We start from the raw sequence: 18,334 nt of genomic DNA, 5'->3' as shown, positions 1-18,334 counted from the left end.
TCGGGACTTTATCATATTTCATAAAAAGTTTATGGGAGGGTTTTTATGAAGAACAAAAAAGGAAAACGCACGACGGTATGGCTTGCGGTTGCCCTGATGGCAGTTACGACACTGTTTGGGTGCAGCAATAACAACAACGGCGGCGGCAATGTGAATACGCCTTCAGAAAATGCCGGCACGACGAACAGCGGCAATGAACAGAAACCAGTGACGCTCAAAGTCCTTCACAACTGGAATGGCTCCACCGGCGGTGATGTAGATACGACAGCAATCGAAGCGGTTATTAAAGAAAAAACCGGGATTACGATTGAATGGGAATATACAAAAGGCAGCGAGGTCGAGAAAGTAAACACCATCTTTGCAACGCAGGATTTGCCTGATATTTATACGGGTCCAGCTTGGGGCGGGGAATTAGACGGCATTATCAAAGCCGCGAAGGAAGATCAGCTGGTCGATCTGTCGGATAAGCTTGATAAGTATCCGAACCTCGCCAAAGCGGTTGCGAAGGAGAACGTTCCTCCTGCGCTTTATGAGAAAGCCTTTGATGCCTACGGCGGCAAGCAGTATTTGCTTTACCAGAATCATCCGGCTACGCCTGAGGATGCGATGGATTGGCTTTACGGCTTCTATGTGAGGAAGGATATTGCAGAGAAGGTTGGCGTTGATCCGCAATCAGTGAAAACGAAAGACGATCTTTACAGCTTCCTGAAAAAAATCAAGGACGCCGATCTAAAGGAGAGCGGCATGCCGGTTATCCCTCTTGGCGGCTTCCATAACGGCTGGGCTGTCGGTATCGGCAATTCGATGTTCTACGGCTCCGACTATATCGATAAGGGCGAAGGCACGCTTGAGCACACCTTCTTCTCGAAAGCTTATGAAGATTACACCCTTTATTACCGTAAAATGCTAGCTGAAGGTCTATTAGATCCGGAAGCGTTCACGCAAACAGACCCGATTGCGAACGAAAAAATTAAGCAGGGCCGCATCGCTGTGCTGGCCGCTCACTATCCAGCTATTCTTGATGCTTCCAAGGACTACGTGAAAGCGCATCCAGGCAGTGATTATATACCTGTTGGTCCTTTGGAGCGGGCCGGCGCTGCAGCCGACCGTCCAGCCGACCTCTCCATTCAAGGGAACAACGTAACGGTTATTCCGAAAAAATCGAAAAACGTAGACGCAGCGCTTCGCCTGCTTGATTATCTCGCTTCCGATGAAGGTTTCCTTCTTGTGAGATACGGCGTACAGGGCGTGCACTGGGATATGGAAAACGGCAAGCCGGTAGCGAAGAAAGAATGGTTTGATAAATTTACAGCAGACACAACGGGCAAGATGAAGAAAAATGAAGGAATGGGCATCGGTTTAGAAAGCCTCTCCGGCCAAGACCGCATTAATTCTGTCGGCGGCGGAGACATTTGGGCAGATCAGGCCCGCCTTGCTGCAATGGAAAATGCGCGCAAAATTCTCCGTCCTAACGGCATTAGCGTTATTTCGGCTTACAACCCGGGCGATGTCATGATGAAGTCAACGCAATGGGAAATGCTCAAGCCGTCCATGGACAAAATTGGCGACGTATGGAAGGAAGCGATTTTTGCCAAATCGGACGAAGCGGCGCTTAAGATCATTAATGATCTGCGCGGACAGATGAACAAGACGGGTTATCAAGAAGCGATCCAGCATACGAACGAAAACCTGAAGGGCAAAGAAGTCGTGTTGTTTGGAATGCCGAACTAAAGGAGGCTTCACCATTTGACGAGGAAATCGCAAGAGCGGCCCGAATGGACCGGCTTTCAGGAATCGAGGCCATATGGGCCGAAGTATGATTTGCGAACTGATTTTGTTATGGTGTATGGCATTTCGAAGGATCTGCCGCAGCGGATAGAGGGCTGGAAGAAGGCTGGTTATACAATCCATCTGATGACGGGCGTATCCTGGGGTGAGTATCAGGACTACTTGTACGGGCGCTTCGACGGACGAGAGCACTGGGACGAGGCTCAGAAGGACCGCAGCGGCAATCATCTGCTGCATGGCAAGGATGTTCCGTATATGGTGCCGACGATCGCATTCGCTGAATATTTGGCATCTCATATCAAGCTTGCGATAGATTGCGGCGTGGAAGCGATTCATTTGGAGGAGCCTGAATTTTGGGCGGCCTCCGGGTATTCAGACGCATTCAAGCGGGAGTGGCTTAATTATTACGGGGAGGACTGGATTCCTCCCCACTCCTCGCCTGATGCCCAGTACCGGGCTTCGAAGCTGAAGGCGGCTATGTATTACCGGGCGCTCGACCGGCTTTGCAGCCAAATGAAGGAGTATTCGCTTGTAACCTATGGCAGGACAGTACGTTTCTATGTCCCAACCCACAGCTTGATCAATTATACGCAGTGGCGAATCATTAGCCCTGAGGCGCTGCTCGTCTCGATGCCAGGCTGCGATGGCTTCATCGCCCAAATCTGGACGGGGACGGCTCGCACGCCCAATGTATATAAGGGTCTTCGCCGAGAGCGGACCTTCGAGACGGCATATTTGGAATATGGGATCATGCAGGAGCTTACGAGGGGGACTGGACGCGAAATGTGGTTTCTTCACGATCCTATTGAAGATAACCCTAGATACAGCTGGAGCGACTATCGCAAAAACTACCGTTCTACCGTCGTTGCCTCCCTTTTGCATCCTGAGGTGAAGCAGTACGAGGTATGCCCTTGGCCGCGCCGTGTATTCGAGGGCAGCTATCCGACCGAGGACGGGCAAGGGAAGGAAACGATTCCCGGCGACTACGCAACAGTGCTTCTGACCATCATGAATGTGCTGCGCGACATGCATAAGCATGAGGAGGTTCTCGGAGAAGAAGTCTACACCTCAGGAGTAGGCCTTTGCCTGTCCAACTCTGCCATGTATCAGCGGGGCGACGTCGTCCGTGACGGAGAGCAATTAGGCGAGGCTGCTAAATATGACGGCACTTCATCAGCGGAAGAGCTGGATGCCGAGCAGAAGGAGCTTCTCGACTGGTCTTCCTTTTACGGCTTGGCGCTGCCGCTAGTCAAGGCCGGCATTCCGCTTAGACCGGTGCAGCTCGACAATATATTGACCTTTCCAGGTTATTTGGACGGCTACCGGGTGCTGCTGCTCAGCTACGAATTTATGAAGCCGGAGCATCCGGGTATCCATCAAGCGATTGGGCAATGGGTGAGGGAAGGTGGCACTCTGATCTATGTCGGGGATGGCTCGGACCCGTTCCATTCCGTATCGGAATGGTGGAACCGCGACAACAGCCGCCGGACCTACGACCGACCTGAAGAGCATTTATTCGAATCGCTTGGACTTAGCCGCAATCCGGAAGAAGGAGAGCATACGGTAGGCGATGGGGCTGTCCTATTCTATAGGAAAAACCCGGCAGTGCTGTCCCGAACCGACGATGGCGCGGAGCTTGTCAGAAGCGCAGTCAAGCGGTCGCTCGAAATCCGCGGGGAAACGGTTGATTACAAGGAAAGCATCGCGCTGCATATGAGACGCGGGCCTTATGTCATCACTCATGTGCTGGATGAACTGGAAGTGGAGAAATCGGTCTTATTAGAAGGTTTGTTCATTGATTTGTTTGAAGCGAGCCTGCCGGTAAAGCATGCTGTGGAAATCAAATCCGGCGATGACAGCTTGCTGTTTGATTTGAACTACTCCAATGCTGCGGAGGGGGAAGCCAGCATTCTCATTAGCTCGTCGCGCATTCGCGATGAACGGATGGCTGAGAACGGGCTATCCTTTGTGTCAGAGTCGCCACAGGATATAACCGTCAGTACGCGTCTTCGGGTACCTAGCGAGCCTAGCAGCATCACGGCTGGCGAGCAGGCGGCTTCCTTCCAGTATGATGCGGAGTCGGGCACGGTACTGGTTCGCTTTCCAGGCGTACCGGAAGGAATTACGGTTAGCGTAGAGTGGTAATACGATTGCTTCAAGAAATGCCGGCAGCTGATGATGCCGGCATTTCTATTATCTAAACCGATTCGAAGGAGGGCAATTATGCGAAAAAGCATCCTATCTTTGGCATTATCGATTTGCCTGCTAGGCTCCCTGCTTTCAGGTCTAACCCCAGTTACGGCCAAACCGCGCCCGGATTCTGGCACGAAGGGCACTTATTATGAAAAAGCGGCTTACCGGGCCAAGAAGCTGAACGTGATCAAGCTAGCCGACATGTCTGAATCAGAAAGCGTAATGATCGCCACTCTCCAAGGACTGATCGCCAATCAAACGTCGGAGCAAATTTATATTTTGCCGGAATCAGGAAACTACGGGCAATGGCTTCAGGACCTAAAGGACCATTACGGCGTTAAGACGAAGACGTATGACGACCCGTGGAAGCTGCTGAAAAATTACAAAAAGTATTTTGACGGCTATCTGGTTTGGAAAAAGGGCGACAGCTCCATTAATGCCGCTTCCTCGCTCGCTCATATTAAGCAGTCCGTGCTGGTGGAGCAGAGTGACGTGGCGAAGGCCAAAGGCTACAAGAACGTGCTAGATTTGTCCGGCAAGGACGAAGCTTGGGTGAAGTCCAATTATTGGAGTCAGCTGGAGCATGGTCTCTTCATTGAACAGAAGGAGGAAATGGGAGCGAAGCTTAGAGATTATGCGGCGATGACGGGAGCCTTTACGTTTTATGACGGCAACAGCGAATTTCGCAAAACGGTAATGGCTGATGCGGATCCGGACTCGGTCGTGCTCGGTTGGGGAGATGCGTCGGGTGGAGAAGATCAATTTATTAGGACAAGCTCGGATGCGGGCGTGTTCACGCTGCCGGCTGATCACGCGTTTAACTTATCGGTGCTCAGCGGTTTTGAGCTTCAGAAGCTCGAGCAGAAAGCTTCTGTGATGCCTGCGGTGGAGGACAATGTCCATTATGTGTCGTTCGTCATGTCCGATGGCGACAATATCCAGTGGATGCTGAATGACTTGGGCGAGAAGGGCAAGCCTTGGTTCGGCAATGCGAATCGCGGCAGCTTCGATATGGGCTGGGCAATATCGCCAAGCATGATGGATCTGGCTCCTACCGTCGCAGAACGGTATTACACGGATGCGTCCGAGGGGGATGCGTTTGTAGTGGGGCCGTCAGGCGGCGGCTACATGTATCCGAGCCGGTATCCGGCAGCGGAGCTTGATCAGCATTTAAACAGTCTTAACGAATATATGGGCAAAATGGATTTGGGGCTCGTTGAGGTCATTGACTTCAATGCCTTCAACAATGCTGAGCTTTGGGACAAATATACGGCGCAGCCGAATGTGGATGGCGTCATCTATTTGGAATACAGCAATCATAAGGCGCTTAACGGCGCGCTTAAATGGGCTAACGGCAAACCGATTGTAACGCCGAGAGAGATGCTGTGGGAAGGCAATGCAGGCAGCGATAACGCTTCCGTTGTCAATCATATCAATGCCGCGCCTCGCAATCCGAAGAGCGCAGCAGGCTACTCGCTCGTACTCGTCCATGCTTGGTCCAAGTCGATGGACGACGTGAAGGCGGTCATCGATCAGCTGGGCGACGATGTTAGAGTCGTTACGCCGGTTGAGATGGTGGAGCTTATCAAGGAGCAGGTGCCGCAGATCAGCAATGATGTGCCGAATAAAGTGTATCAGGCGGAGACGGACTTTGGTCATCAGACGGGCAAGCAGGATGGGGACGGCTGGTCGGCTAACGCAGCGGAGCATGCAGCGGGGCATATGCTGTTTGGACCAGGCGCTGCGGATATTCCGGCAGGCCATCATCAGGTGAAGGTTAAAGCGATGATCGACAACCGCGATGCCGACAACAATCGGGTATTGAATCTTGATATTTATGATGCCACCGATAATCGCGCAGTTGCGGAGAAAGCGGTTCTGCGATCACAATTCCAAAAGGCAGGCGCTTATCAAAATCTCGTTATGGAGGCTGATTTTGTTCTAGGCCATTCCTATGAATTCCGCGTTTGGTACGATGGCAATGCGAGTGTCAAGATTGACAGCGTATCGGTCATAATGGAAAGCAACCTAGCGCAGCGAATCTATGAAGCGGAGAACGATTTTGGCCATAATACAGGGAAGCTCGACGGAGACGGCTGGCTGGCACAGATGGAGCAGCATGGCGCTGGCCATATGCTGTACGGACCGTATGTGGCAAACATTCCGAGCGGTATCCATGACATAACCTTCAAGGCGATGATTGGCAGCGTCTCGGGAGCCGACGACCAGGTCGCGCTGCTCGATGTTTACAGCCCAAGCCTTGATCAGGTCGTCGCTTCCAAGGAACTAAAGAGAAGTGATTTTGCAGCCGCCAACGCTTACGAGGATTTTACGCTAATCGACATTCCTTTCTCGCTTGGCAGCACTTATGAATTTAGAGTTTATTTCAATGATGCTGCGGATATCAAGGTGGATCATGTGCGACTCGATATGCCTGAGCAGGTCGCATCCGAGACGAATGGCATTTACTTTAAGTTCGGAGGAGGCGACGTGCAAGCCTTGTCCTTTGGCGTTGATTCCGGCGAGAAGCAGCTTCAAGCATGGGGGAAAGCGGCTCAAGCTGGGAAGCCTGACGTCAATTTAACAGCGGATGCCGTATGGTCGCTCGCTAGCGGCAGCGAAGCCGTTCGGATAAGCGAGGATGGCGTGCTGACAGTGCTTGGCAGCGGAGAAGCGATCGTCAAAGCAGCCTATAACGGGCTGGAGGCCGAGCTGCCGATCTTGGTATCGGATACGTACGATAACCGCATATTCGAAGCCGAAAGCGCATTTGGCCATAATACAGGTGCTGCTGACGGGGATAGCTGGACTGCAAATGCAGCCGACCACGGCGCAGGCCATATGCTGCACGGACCAGGCGTATCCGACCTTCCTTCCGGCAGCCATAAGGTCAGCTTCCGGATGAAGATCGACGCGAATGCAGGCGACTCGAATCGGGTGTTGAATCTGGATATTTATGACGGAACGGGCAATAAGGTCGTTGGCGAGAGAGCGATTTTGCGTACCGATTTTGCAGCGGCCGACAGCTATCAGGACTTTGTAATCGACGCTGATTTTGTGGCAGGGCATGGCTATCAGTTCCGTGTTTGGTATGATGACAACTCTACCATTCATGTTGATCGGGTATCCGTTCGTATTCCGGCGGCACAATAGTGTTTGCGTGAAATTGGGAGAAGGGTGTTTGCTGCTGAGGCAAATACCCTTTTTTTATTGTGAGAACGTAGAAAAAAAGAGGCGGGATGAATTGGAGGGTGGAAAAGGGCATGGAATGGATGGGTACAAAAGAGACCAATCTATTTATACTAAAGCACCTAAACAGCTATAAGGCTGCACAATCGAAAGATAGGAAGCGAGCCAATGATGATTTTACATACAAAGCTCAATCGGCAAAATGTATTTACCGGTATTTTATCTGCCTTGCTTGCGTGTACGGGCGGAGCGGTGCTGATCGTGAGCAGCGCGGAGAGAGCGGGCTTTACGACAACGGAGCTGATCGCGTGGCTGTTCGCCGTTTATTTTTTTGGCGGGCTGCTGAACGTGGCTCTATCCTTCCTGTATAAAATTCCGTTCGGCGGCGCGCATTCGATTACGGCTGTTGCTTTTCTTAGCACATCCGCCACTCAGTTTTCGGTGCAAGAGCTCGCGGGGGCAAGCATCGTATCGGGAGTTATTATCGCGGTATTTGGCCTTTCGGGCTTATCTGACAAGCTGCTGGAGGTGCTCCCCAAGCCGCTAATGGACGCCATGCTTGCGGGTTTGATGTTCAACCATATCGTCAAAATCGTGCCTGCCGTCAAGGATGCGCCGTTTGTCGGCTTCATGGCTTTGTTCGGTTTTTTCTTATTTCCTCGCATTTTTAAAGGCTTGCCGCCGGTTTTAGGCGTCGTCTGCATGGGGATGCTGGCTCTTTGGATCAGCTATGATTTTCCTGCGATGCAGCAGCTTCCGTTTGCTCTGCCTCATGTGGTGCATCCTGCTTTTTCGTTGAGCGGGCTGGTGTCCTTGGCGCTTCCGCTCGCGATGCTCGTCCTTAGCAATGATTTGTTCGTCGCTTTGGCAGCACTTCGCAAAAACGGCTATGAGCCCTCGGCTGTCAAAACGTTGACGGTTACTGGCCTAGCTACCTCGGCTGTCGGATTTTTGGGCGGCCATGCCGTGAACGTAGGCGGAATGATGAGCATGCTATGCAGCAGCGAGGAGGCAGGTCCAAAGGAGAAGCGGTATTATGCGGCTGTCGTGTCTGGTGTATTGGTAGCGATGTTCGGATTATTCGCTTGGAAGGTGATCGCCTTCATCAACATTCTACCGCTATCATTCATCCTGCTCTTAACTGGCTTCTCGTTAATGGGCGTATTCCTACAAAGCCTTCAGTCAGCTTTCGCGGAGGCTGCATACCGTTATTCGACGGCATTCACATTCACGATTGCTGTAGCCAATGTCGCTTTTCTTGGCATTTCCGCTCCAGTGTGGTGCTTGCTTGCCGGCATTATCACGATGAAGCTGCTTGGCGAAGGAAAAGGGAGTGCCGCATAAAGTCTGTCGAGACTTTATGCGCGCACTCCCTTTTTTTTCATTCTAGGCTTGCAGCTGCAAATTACGATCGATCAAAGCGATGCGCTGCTCTACGCAAGCGTACGAGCGGAGCGGATCTTCCGGCGTGTTAAGGCAATAGTCGAGCAACTGATCGACGGTAGTTGCGGCGACATGGCAGCGTGTATCCGATGAAGCATAGTAAATGTATACTTCACCGTTATCCTGTGCGATCACGCCATTGCAGAAGGCGACATTGGATACGTCGCCGACGCGCTCGATGCCCTCTGGCGCGAGCAAATGACCGCCTGGGCGATGCGTAACCTTGTTAGGCTCCTGCAGATCGGAGAGGAACGCGTACAACACATAGCGCAGGCCTGCTGCCGTGTTGCGAACGCCGTGGGCAATATGGATCCACCCTTTATCCGTCTTGATTGGAGCGGGTCCTTGGCCGTTTTTTACTTCCTTGATCGTATGGTAATGGCGTTCGTCTATAATGACTTCACGTTCAACGACTGCGTTCTCGATCGTATCGGAGAGACCCCAGCCGATGCCGCCGCCTGAGCCGGTGTCGATGAAGCCGTCCTGCGGACGCGTGTAGAAGGCATATTTGCCATCGATGAATTCAGGGTGGAGCACGACGTTACGCTGCTGATTGGAGGCGGTCTTCAGATCGGCAAGACGTTCCCACTGCAACAAATCCTTCGTTCTAACGATGCCGCATTGTGCGACGGCGCTTGAGAGGTCTCCCTTTGGCGCGGAAGGATCTTTCCGCTCGGTGCAAAATAGGCCGTAAATCCAGCCGTCCTCATGCTGGACGAGGCGCATATCGTAGACGTTAATATCGGGATCGCTCGTTTCCGGCAGCAGGATCGGGCGCTCCCAGAAGCGGAAGCCATCCACAGGACTGTCGCTTTCCGCGATCGCGAAAAATGATTTGCGATCGTTGCCTTCGACGCGCGCGACAAGGTGGTACTTGCCGTTTAACCATATCGCGCCGGGATTAAAAACGCAGTGTACGCCAAGCCGCTCCATGAAGTAAGGATTTGTCTCCGGGTTAAAATCATATTTCCATGCGAGCGGAGCGTGCGCTGCTGTTAGAACAGGATGTACGTAACGGTCGAAAATACCGTTGCCAAGCGCTTCCGGCTCGTTCTTGCGCTGCACAAGCGCCTCGTAGCGCTTAGTCAGCAATTGCTTTCGTTCATTAAACTTACTCATTGGTTAAACCTCCATTAGTGTGAAGTTGATTTGCTGCTCAGTCGCTCGATCATTTCGTAGCAGGCGCGGCCGTTATGGTAAGGACATTTCCAAGGACTGACCTTTTCGATATTTTCGCTAGGCGTGCCATCACGTTTGACGCTCCAATGCCACTCGCCATGCTCTTTGTCTACCATGCAGCTCTCAATAAACTGCCAAGACCGTACGGCAGCCTCGCGATATTTGTCCTCGCCGGTCATTTGGTAGGCGTTATAGAAGCCAACGACAGCCTCTGCTTGCGGCCACCAGTCTTTATCCGTATCAATGAAGCCCTCTGGGCCTGCCTCGTTAAGCAAACCGCCGTCTTCGTCCACGCCTTCGTTTAGCGTCGCTTCCGCCATACGAATGGCGATGGCTTTGGCGGAGGCCAGCAGCTCCTCGTCTCCTAGCACCTCGGCAGCCTCAACCAGCAGCCAGCTGCCCTCGATGTCATGCCCGTAGGAGATATGCTCCGATTTGCCATTCCACTGCTCGTCGAAGAAAAGAATAAAGTGCGCGTTGTCTCCGTTAATAATGTGCTTAATCGTAATTTCAATTAATTCCTTCAGCTTGTCGTGAAGCTCATCTGATTTCCATACGCGGTAAAGGTTCGTATAGCCCTCCATGACGTGAAGGTGAGTGTTCATCGACTTTTTCTCGTTCAAATCCTTCTCGCTCAAACTGTTGTCGTCAGTTTCCAGCCACTCGCGGGTCAGCGCTTCGAAATAGCCCTTGTATTGCTGATCATAGCTGTATTTCTCCAGCGTATGAAACAGGCCAATCGCTTGCTGAAGGGCAGCTTCATTGCCTGTTGCACGGTAATACTCGGAGTAAGCGTAGATCGCGAACGCTTGGCCGTATACTTGCTTTTTCGTTTCAGATGGCTTGCCCGATGCATCTACCATCCAATATAAGCCGCCGTATTCCGGGTCCGTAAAATGCTCGTTCACATAACGATAGGCCCGCTCGGCGATTTGTAAATAAGTATCGTTTCCGGTTATCCGGTAAGCAGAGGCGAAAGTCCATAAAATGCGCGTATTAAGCACTAGGCTTTTGCCTGCCTCAGGATTAACGGTAAGGTCTCTGCTTATAAAGCCATAGAAGCCGCCATTTGTCTCATCAAGCGTATGCGCCATCCAGAAGCCGAGAATGTTCGATTCAAGCTCATGCTTGATGCTGGCTAGCCATTGCTGGTTGCTGTCGCTCATTTGGCAGAGCCCTCCTTGATGGATTCCGATATTTTGGCAGCATAGTAGTCTCGAACCGTTTGCTCGGCCTGCTTCCCATACATGCAATAATCGTCATTGGAAGCAGCCTCGCTTTCTTCATAAAGACAAGCCGGCCAATCCCACAGCATGAAGCCGAGGACCCAATCGCGCTTATCAGAGGAAGCGAACATGGCTTCATAGAAACGGCGCTGTACTTCCTCGCTCGGTGCGCCTTGAAGCCCCCAGTCATTTGGAATATGCTGCGAGCCTTCACGGCTTGGGCAGCCTGCTTCCATGAAGAAGAAAGGCTTATCGAATTTGGCTACAACCTTCTCGATCCGGTCCAGCTGCTCTTCCCAAGCATCGATCGGGTAATAACCGCTGGAGGAAATAACGTCCACAGCATCCCACCATTTGATTTGGCTCTCTTGGTATTTATCGCAGTTATAGGTCACGATGCCGGAATACACCTCGCGTACCGCGGCGATGAGCTGGCGCCACTCGTTTTCGCGCCGATCGGTTTGAACCATCTCGCAGCCTACGCACAGCATTTCGCAGCCGGTTTCCTCAGCGATTCTCGCGTAGTGCAAAATGAATTCGGTATAGGAAGCGAACCAATCAGACCATTTAGGCTCGCAGGGAACATCGAGATCGAAGAAATTGATATGCGCGCGCCAAGTGCCGTCGGCGCAATTAACAACGGGCTTCAAGCATACCTGAAGACCAAGCTCCTTCGCTTTGAGAATGGCATGGCGCACCTCATCATCGGTGACAGTAGGCGCTTCCCGAAATTTAATTTCAGTCGATTGCGCATGATCCTGAAGGGCGCCAAGTGCTATAGCCGTCCAATTCACGCTTAAACGCTCGGTCATTAGCTCCATGGAGCGATCTGCCAAAGCTCCAGTCCATGTGCCGCGCACGCCTGTCCAGCCCCATGTCATTCCGCCTATATAGGCTGCTTTGCTCGTCATTTGAGTCGCCTCGCTTTGTTTTGATATTTTTGTTATTGCTAATAAATAAATTTGTTATATAACTAGTAAACAAGATTCTTGCTTTGATTGCAATACCTTTCTTCAACCCTACGCCATTTCAAAATTCAGCTTCATTTAATAACGGGAATAATAGCTTTATTAGTCATTAAAACGAGCTGAAAAGCGGAAGATAACGTTTTCAACAAATGTCATTTGAAGACTATAAATAATATTTTAAACCATTTTAGAACCGTTATTTATGCGGTATTATTCAAATGTAAGCGGAATCAATACGAGCTGAGGGGGATTTAAAAAATGAAAAAAGTTATTTCGTTAGCGCTTGTTTCTGTGGTTATGCTAACATCGTTAGCTGCTTGTGGTGGTAACAATACGAATTCGAACGCCAATACGGCAACTAACAAGCCTGCTAACGACGCTGCAACGAACAAGCCGGAAAACGGCGGGACGGAGGAAGCGTCCAAAGTAACAGGCGAGGTTGTATTCTTGACGAACCGTACGGACATGATCGACAAGCAATACGTGGATTACGAGAAGCGCTTCGAAGAGAAATATCCTGGCGTAGACCTTAAATTCGAGGCGATTACGGATTATGATAAAACGTTGAAAATTCGCATCGCTTCCGGCGATTTCCCGGATGTCGTGTTCACGCCGACTATTCCAAATGCAGAGCTTTCTAATTATTTTGCTCCGCTTGATGACATCGCATTCTCCGGCGACATTCATTTCAAGGATTTGAAAGCGCAGGAAGGCAAAATGTATGGCATATCTTCTGGCGGCTCGACAGTCGGTATCGTCTACAACAAAAAAGCGTTCGAGAAAGCGGGCATTACGGCGCTTCCGAAAACGTACGATGAGTTTCTTGCTGCTTCACAAAAGCTAAAAGACGCAGGTATCGTCCCGCTAGCTTCGAACTTTAAAGACAAATGGCCGCTTGATACTTGGGTATACGATATTCCGACGCTTATCGGCGGAGCATCTGATCACCAGAACAAACGGGCAGAATCCGATACGCCTTACACGCTGGACAACGCTTACGGCAAATCATGGAGCATCCTTCGTGAATTGTATACAAAAGGCTTCCTGGAAACAGACGTGAACTCTACGAACTGGGAGCAATCGAAAAAAGACATCGCATCGGGTAAATTCGGCATGTATCTGCTTGGCAACTGGGTTATCAACCAAGTGATTGAGAACGGCGCACCAGCCGAGGACGTAGGCTTCTTCCCATTCCCTTCGGACAACTCCGGCGAGGCAAAAGCACCGCTTAACCCGGATTTCTTCTACGCGGTTAACAAAAACGGAAACGTTGAAGCGGGTAAGGCATTCGTTCAATGGATGATCGAGGAATCCGGCTATGACGATTTCGCAGGCTTCATCCCAACCTTGAAGGACAAAGAATCGAAGCTGCCACAGCTTGCTGAGTTTAACAGCTTCAGCCCTAAATTTTTCGAGCCTGCAGCACCGGTAGATGCTGCGACAGAAATTCAAAACAAAGCACAGCTTGACCAAGCTGCTGTCGTTCAAGAATTCGTATTGTCCAAAGATCCTCAGAAGGTATTCGATAAAGTGAATACGGCTTGGGCGAAAGCGAAAAAAGATCTAGGTTTGTAAAGGTAGCATGCCGGATGGGTGACCGTAAGCAGGTTTCCCATCCTGCATCTTCCGATTAGAAAGACGCAGGAAGGATGGGTTGTCTCCATGTTTAGCAGGCTGCCTTTTAAAACGCAAAAGAATTACGTAATCTTTGGATTTGTCGCATTGCCGCTGCTGCTGCTGCTGACATTCGCCTATTATCCGGCGCTTGAGCTTATCCATTTAAGTTTTACTAGCTGGGACGGACTAAGTCCAAATAAACCTTGGATCGGCTGGTCAAATTACAAAGAGGTATTTGAAAATCCGGCTATATTCGGTGTCTTTAAACATAACTTTGCCTATTTCGCTGTAGGAATTGTACAAAATATTGCCGCGATTTATTTCGCTGTCGTGCTGAACAGCAAGCTGAGAGGGAAAAACTTTTTTCGCCTGCTGCTCTTCTTACCGTACATCCTTAATGGCGTTGCTGTAGCATACTTATTCGGTTACGTGTTCGATACAACAAATGGTTCGTTGAATTACTTGCTTGGACAGCTCGGCTTTGACGCTTTGTCCCAAACGAGCTGGCTTGGGAACGGGTCATTCGTCAACTATACGTTGGCTTCCATCGGCTTCTGGCGTTTTATGGGCTTTAACATGGTTATTTATTTGGCTGCGCTTCAGTCCATTCCGAACGATATTTATGAAGCGGCTTCGATTGACGGAGCGAATGGCTGGCAAAAGTTCATCAGCATCACGCTGCCGAACATTTACAAAATTATCGAGCTTAATCTGTTCCTAACCGTTACCGGCGCATTAGAGGTGTTTGATCTCCCTTATATTCTCACCAAGGGCGGACCTGCCGGAGCGAGCGAAACCTTTGTTATGAAAATCGTTGAGACAGCCTTCCAGTTTAACAATTATGGCTTAGCTTCCGCGATGAGCGTAGTCTTGTTGCTCTTTGTTGTTATCGTATTGTCGATTCAACGCTTCTTGTTGAAAGGAAAGGGGGAATGATCGATGAATAAATCCAATAAGCTTTGGGACACGATCAAATATATCAGCCTCATATTGGCCGCATTTGCGATATTGTTCCCGCCGTATATTATCGTTGTGAATGCCTTCAAGACGAAGGATGAGTTTCATGGCAAATCAACTATCTCGATGCCTGACAGCTTCCTGTATTTCAAAAACTTCGGTCAAGCGTTCAAGCAAGCCGATATGATGAACGCGTTTGGCAATACCTTGTTCATTATAGCGATAACGCTTATTTTGAATATTTTGATCGGATCGGCGTTTTGTTACGCGGTAGGTCGGTTTGATTTCAAATTTAAGGGACCGATTGTCGGCTTGTTCTTGTTTGCGACGATCATCCCGGCCATTACTACGCAGGTCGTCAACTACAAAACGATTCAGGCGCTTGGCTTGACGAACAATTTGATGGGTCCTGTGCTCATTTATGTAGGCGCGGATATTTTGCAAATCTACATCTATCTGCAATTCATTCGGAATATTCCAAACGAGCTGGATGAAAGCGCCATGCTGGAGGGAGCTTCGCTTATCCGAATTTTCCGCTCCATCATTTTCCCGCTGCTGGCGCCAGCGACGGCAACTATCGTTATTTTGAAAACGATCAGTATCTATAATGATATGTTTATCCCGCTGCTCTATTTGCCGAGGGCCGAGCATGTCGTTGTATCTACGTCGCTTATGCGCTTCTTCGGAGTCAATAGCGGCGATTGGCAAATGATATCTTCAGCGATTCTCATTATTATGATTCCAACTGCCATTCTTTATATTTTCTTGCAAAAGTACATTTTCGCGGGTGTGACAAGCGGTGCGGTGAAATAAGCCGCCCGCTTGTTTTACGTTGCAGAGGTGCCGATTTTAGCGCAAACTAGGAGGGACATGCGGAAGGAGCGAGCAGGAATGAACATCATGATAGCAGATGACGAGGAGTTCATACGGCTAGGACTTGAAAAGATATTAACGAAAATGGATTTGGACATTAAAGTCATCGGCTCGTACAGCAACGGGATGGATGCGTGGTCGCATATTTCGAAGCTGGGAGAAGGCGAGCTGGATGTGCTTATTACCGATATAAAAATGCCGATGATGGATGGGCTGAAGCTCATTGAGCATTTGCGCGGCAGAACGATTGCGACCATCGTGCTGAGCGGCTTTAGCGAGTTCGAATACGCGAGGAAGGCGCTGCGCCAGGGCGTGCGCGATTATTTGCTTAAGCCGATCGACAAGGCGAATTTATACGACCTGCTGGTTAAGATCAAGCTGGAGCGCAGCGAGCAGGAGTCTGCATCAGCGGCATCGGGTGTAACTGACCTGTCGCAGGAAACCATTACGAAGGAAAAAGAGCATCATGTTATCGAGCAAATGAAGGCGATTTTGGAGGAGGAGTACGGCAAAAACTTCGAAATGGAAAGAATGGCGGAATCGGTAGGGATGAGCGCTAATTATTTGAGCCGATTGTTTAAGCAGGAAACGGGCATGACGCTGACAGACTACTTGATCGACATCCGCATCGAGAAGGCAAAGCAGTTTTTGACCGATCATCCAAATTTGAAAAACTACGAAATTTCGCAGCTGGTCGGCTACAGCGATCCGGTTTATTTCAATAAGCTGTTTAAAAAAATGGTGGGGGAGACGCCTAAGGATTACAAGGGCAAGCGCCGTTAAGCCGGCAGCAAAATCGGATAGAATCAGTGCAAGATTGCACATTTACATGCTCCTAAAATGAGCGTAAGATTGGTGCGGTAGTAAGCCGCAAAGCGAGCGGTCTAGCAGCAAGTTGAGCTACAGAGGGATGGAGAGGGAAATGGCAGAGAGGGTTATACATTCACAGATCGGTGCTTCGAAGGGTCTCGCCAGCACGTTCGAAAATGCGGCTTTAGAGGAGAACGCTGGGCCGTTTAAGTTTTTGTTGTCGTTATACAAAGGCAATTTCGGAAACCTATTCATTTCGTTATTGTTTCTATTGATCAAGAGCGCGCCTATTTACGTGCTGCCGATTGTAACCGCGAACATTATTAACATCGCGACAAACCCGGCCAAATATCCATTAAGCGGCATTTGGATTAATTTCGTTATCATTTTGGTCGTTATTTTGCAAAATATTCCGACACACGCCGCTTACATATCGTTTCTTAGCCGAGCGGTAAGATACGTCGAAGCGGGACTGCGGAGCGCGCTTGTGCGCAAGCTTCAGCAGCTGTCTATCAATCAGCACCGCGAGCTGCCGGCGGGCAAGCTGCAATCGAAGGTGCTGCGCGACGTAGAAGCGGTCGAGATGATGTCGAAGCAGTTCATGATCGCGCTTGCTCCGGCAGTCGTGAACATTATCGTATCGTTTGTTATTACGCTAAACAGCAGCTGGATCGTATCGTTGTTTTTTGTGCTGACGATACCGATGTCGATTTCGATCGTTACGATTTTCCGCCGCAAGATCCGGAAGTCGAATAAGGAATTCCGCAAGGAGATCGAGCAGATGTCCTCACGCGTGTCGGAGATGGTTGAGATGATTCCGATCACGCGCGCGCATGGGCTGGAGAAGGTGGAGATTGAAAGGATCGACTCGACGCTTCGCAACATCCAAGGCAAGGGCTATCGGCTTGATCTGGTAGAGGCGTATTTTGGCTCGACGAACTGGGTTACGTTTCAAATCTTTCAGGTGCTTTGCTTAATTTTTACGGCTTATCTAGCGTATAACGGAGAGATCCAAGTTGGCGATGTTGTGATGTACCAAGGCTTCTTCGCGATGATCTTGGCTTCGGTCACCGGCCTGATTAACATTTATCCGCAAATCGCAAAGGGACTCGAATCGATTCATTCGATCAAAGAAATATTGGTGTCGACCGATATTGAAAATAATAGCGGCAAACGAAAGCTGGCGGACGTGCGCGGCGAGTTCTCCTTCAAGGGCGTTGAGCTCTCGTATCCAGGGAGCGAGCATCATGTGCTCGAGGACGTTACGCTTGATGTCGCGGCAGGCGAATGCATCGCTTTAGTAGGTGCTTCGGGCGCGGGCAAATCAACGGTGCTTAATCTCGTGATCGGCTTCCTGCAGCCGACCGGCGGCAAGGTGCTGATGGACGGCATCGATTTGGCCGAAATCGATCTTCGCAGCTACCGCAAGCATTTGGCGGTTGTGCCGCAAACGAATATTTTGTTCTCGGGAACGATTCGCGACAACATTACGTACGGCCTTCGCGATATTACCGATGAGCAGGTGAGTCGCGTCGTAGAGATGGCTAACCTATCTGAATTTATCGGCCAGCTGGAGGGTGGGCTGGATACGATGGTTGGGGAGCATGGCGGCAAGCTGTCCGGCGGGCAGCGCCAGCGCATCGCGATCGCACGGGCGCTCGTCCGCGAGCCGAGCATCATTATTTTGGATGAAGCGACCTCCGCTCTGGATAACGAGTCGGAATTCCACGTCCAAAAGGCGATGCAGGAGCTGATAAAGGGGCGCACGACATTTATTGTCGCTCATCGCCTCTCTACGATTCGTGATGCCGATCGCATCGTCGTGATGAAGAACGGACGCATCGTCGAAGTCGGCACCTTCGATGAGCTGATGGCTTGCAAAGGCGAATTCTATAACCTGAAGCAGCTGCAGCTGTAATAAAGAAAAGGGCTGTCCTTGGAGGACTGCCCTTTTCTTTATATTCAGTGAAGCTAGTGAGGCCTGACGCTAACGTGTGCTCGCCATAATATTGCACTGCGCTAACACCCATCAAGCCTATCTGGACATCAGTCTAAGGGGAATATGGAATAGATCTAAAAACTAGATCTATT

Annotated in this window: 12 protein-coding genes; 9 read left to right on the top strand and 3 right to left on the bottom strand. The window is 50.3% G+C overall.

Features of this window, described 5'->3' with window-relative positions:
• Positions 1 to 45: 45 nt before the first annotated feature.
• The 4 genes from HI950_RS11360 to HI950_RS11345 all read left to right on the top strand — a co-directional run bounded on the left by HI950_RS11360 (position 46) and on the right by HI950_RS11345 (position 8,514).
• On the top strand, positions 46 to 1,731 hold the full coding sequence (locus HI950_RS11360) for an extracellular solute-binding protein (RefSeq protein WP_223285207.1): 1,686 nt from the start codon (positions 46 to 48) through the stop codon (positions 1,729 to 1,731).
• Between the two features lie 15 nt (positions 1,732 to 1,746).
• Positions 1,747 to 3,933, top strand: coding sequence for a hypothetical protein (locus HI950_RS11355; protein ID WP_169083534.1), 2,187 nt, complete (start codon positions 1,747 to 1,749; stop codon positions 3,931 to 3,933).
• A 78-nt stretch (positions 3,934 to 4,011) separates the two neighbouring features.
• Positions 4,012 to 7,134 carry a GxGYxYP domain-containing protein gene (locus HI950_RS11350; protein WP_169083535.1) on the top strand — a complete coding sequence of 1,041 codons (3,123 nt, stop codon included), beginning with the start codon at positions 4,012 to 4,014 and terminating at the stop codon, positions 7,132 to 7,134.
• A 204-nt stretch (positions 7,135 to 7,338) separates the two neighbouring features.
• Complete coding sequence (locus HI950_RS11345) at positions 7,339 to 8,514, top strand: benzoate/H(+) symporter BenE family transporter (protein ID WP_223285206.1); 1,176 nt, start codon at positions 7,339 to 7,341, stop codon at positions 8,512 to 8,514.
• A gap of 42 nt (positions 8,515 to 8,556) precedes the next feature.
• Here the strand turns inward: HI950_RS11345 and HI950_RS11340 are convergent, their stop codons facing one another.
• The 3 genes from HI950_RS11340 to HI950_RS11330 are packed head-to-tail and all read right to left on the bottom strand — an operon-like array spanning position 8,557 to position 11,929.
• Positions 8,557 to 9,732, bottom strand: a complete 1,176-nt coding sequence (locus HI950_RS11340; protein WP_169083536.1) for a glycoside hydrolase family 130 protein — start codon at positions 9,730 to 9,732, stop codon at positions 8,557 to 8,559.
• A 14-nt stretch (positions 9,733 to 9,746) separates the two neighbouring features.
• On the bottom strand, positions 9,747 to 10,958 hold the full coding sequence (locus HI950_RS11335) for an AGE family epimerase/isomerase (protein WP_169083537.1): 1,212 nt from the start codon (positions 10,956 to 10,958) through the stop codon (positions 9,747 to 9,749).
• Positions 10,955 to 11,929 (bottom strand): glycoside hydrolase family 113, encoded by a 975-nt coding sequence (locus HI950_RS11330; protein ID WP_169083538.1) that lies wholly within the window; start codon positions 11,927 to 11,929, stop codon positions 10,955 to 10,957. Before HI950_RS11330 ends, HI950_RS11335 begins: the two co-directional genes overlap by 4 nt.
• Positions 11,930 to 12,244: 315 nt before the next feature.
• Between HI950_RS11330 and HI950_RS11325 the strand changes: the two genes are divergently transcribed.
• From HI950_RS11325 to HI950_RS11305, 5 genes are all read left to right on the top strand, one after another.
• A complete protein-coding gene (locus HI950_RS11325) occupies positions 12,245 to 13,561 on the top strand; it encodes an ABC transporter substrate-binding protein (protein ID WP_169083539.1) in 1,317 nt (438 codons plus the stop codon).
• 87 nt (positions 13,562 to 13,648) lie between these two features.
• On the top strand, positions 13,649 to 14,539 hold the full coding sequence (locus HI950_RS11320) for a carbohydrate ABC transporter permease (RefSeq protein ID WP_169083540.1): 891 nt from the start codon (positions 13,649 to 13,651) through the stop codon (positions 14,537 to 14,539).
• Between the two features lie 3 nt (positions 14,540 to 14,542).
• Positions 14,543 to 15,373, top strand: coding sequence for a carbohydrate ABC transporter permease (locus tag HI950_RS11315; RefSeq protein ID WP_169083541.1), 831 nt, complete (start codon positions 14,543 to 14,545; stop codon positions 15,371 to 15,373).
• 78 nt (positions 15,374 to 15,451) lie between these two features.
• Positions 15,452 to 16,216, top strand: coding sequence for a response regulator transcription factor (locus HI950_RS11310; RefSeq protein ID WP_169083542.1), 765 nt, complete (start codon positions 15,452 to 15,454; stop codon positions 16,214 to 16,216).
• A gap of 139 nt (positions 16,217 to 16,355) precedes the next feature.
• Entirely contained in the window at positions 16,356 to 18,161 is a 1,806-nt protein-coding gene (locus HI950_RS11305) for an ABC transporter ATP-binding protein (RefSeq protein WP_169083543.1), read from the top strand.
• Positions 18,162 to 18,334 lie beyond the last annotated feature (173 nt).

Source organism: Paenibacillus sp. PL91, from assembly GCF_012935325.2.
Taxonomy (GTDB): domain Bacteria; phylum Bacillota; class Bacilli; order Paenibacillales; family Paenibacillaceae; genus Pristimantibacillus.
The sequence above is the reverse complement of the archived record's forward strand: the minus strand, read 5'-3'. Positions and strand labels throughout refer to the sequence as shown.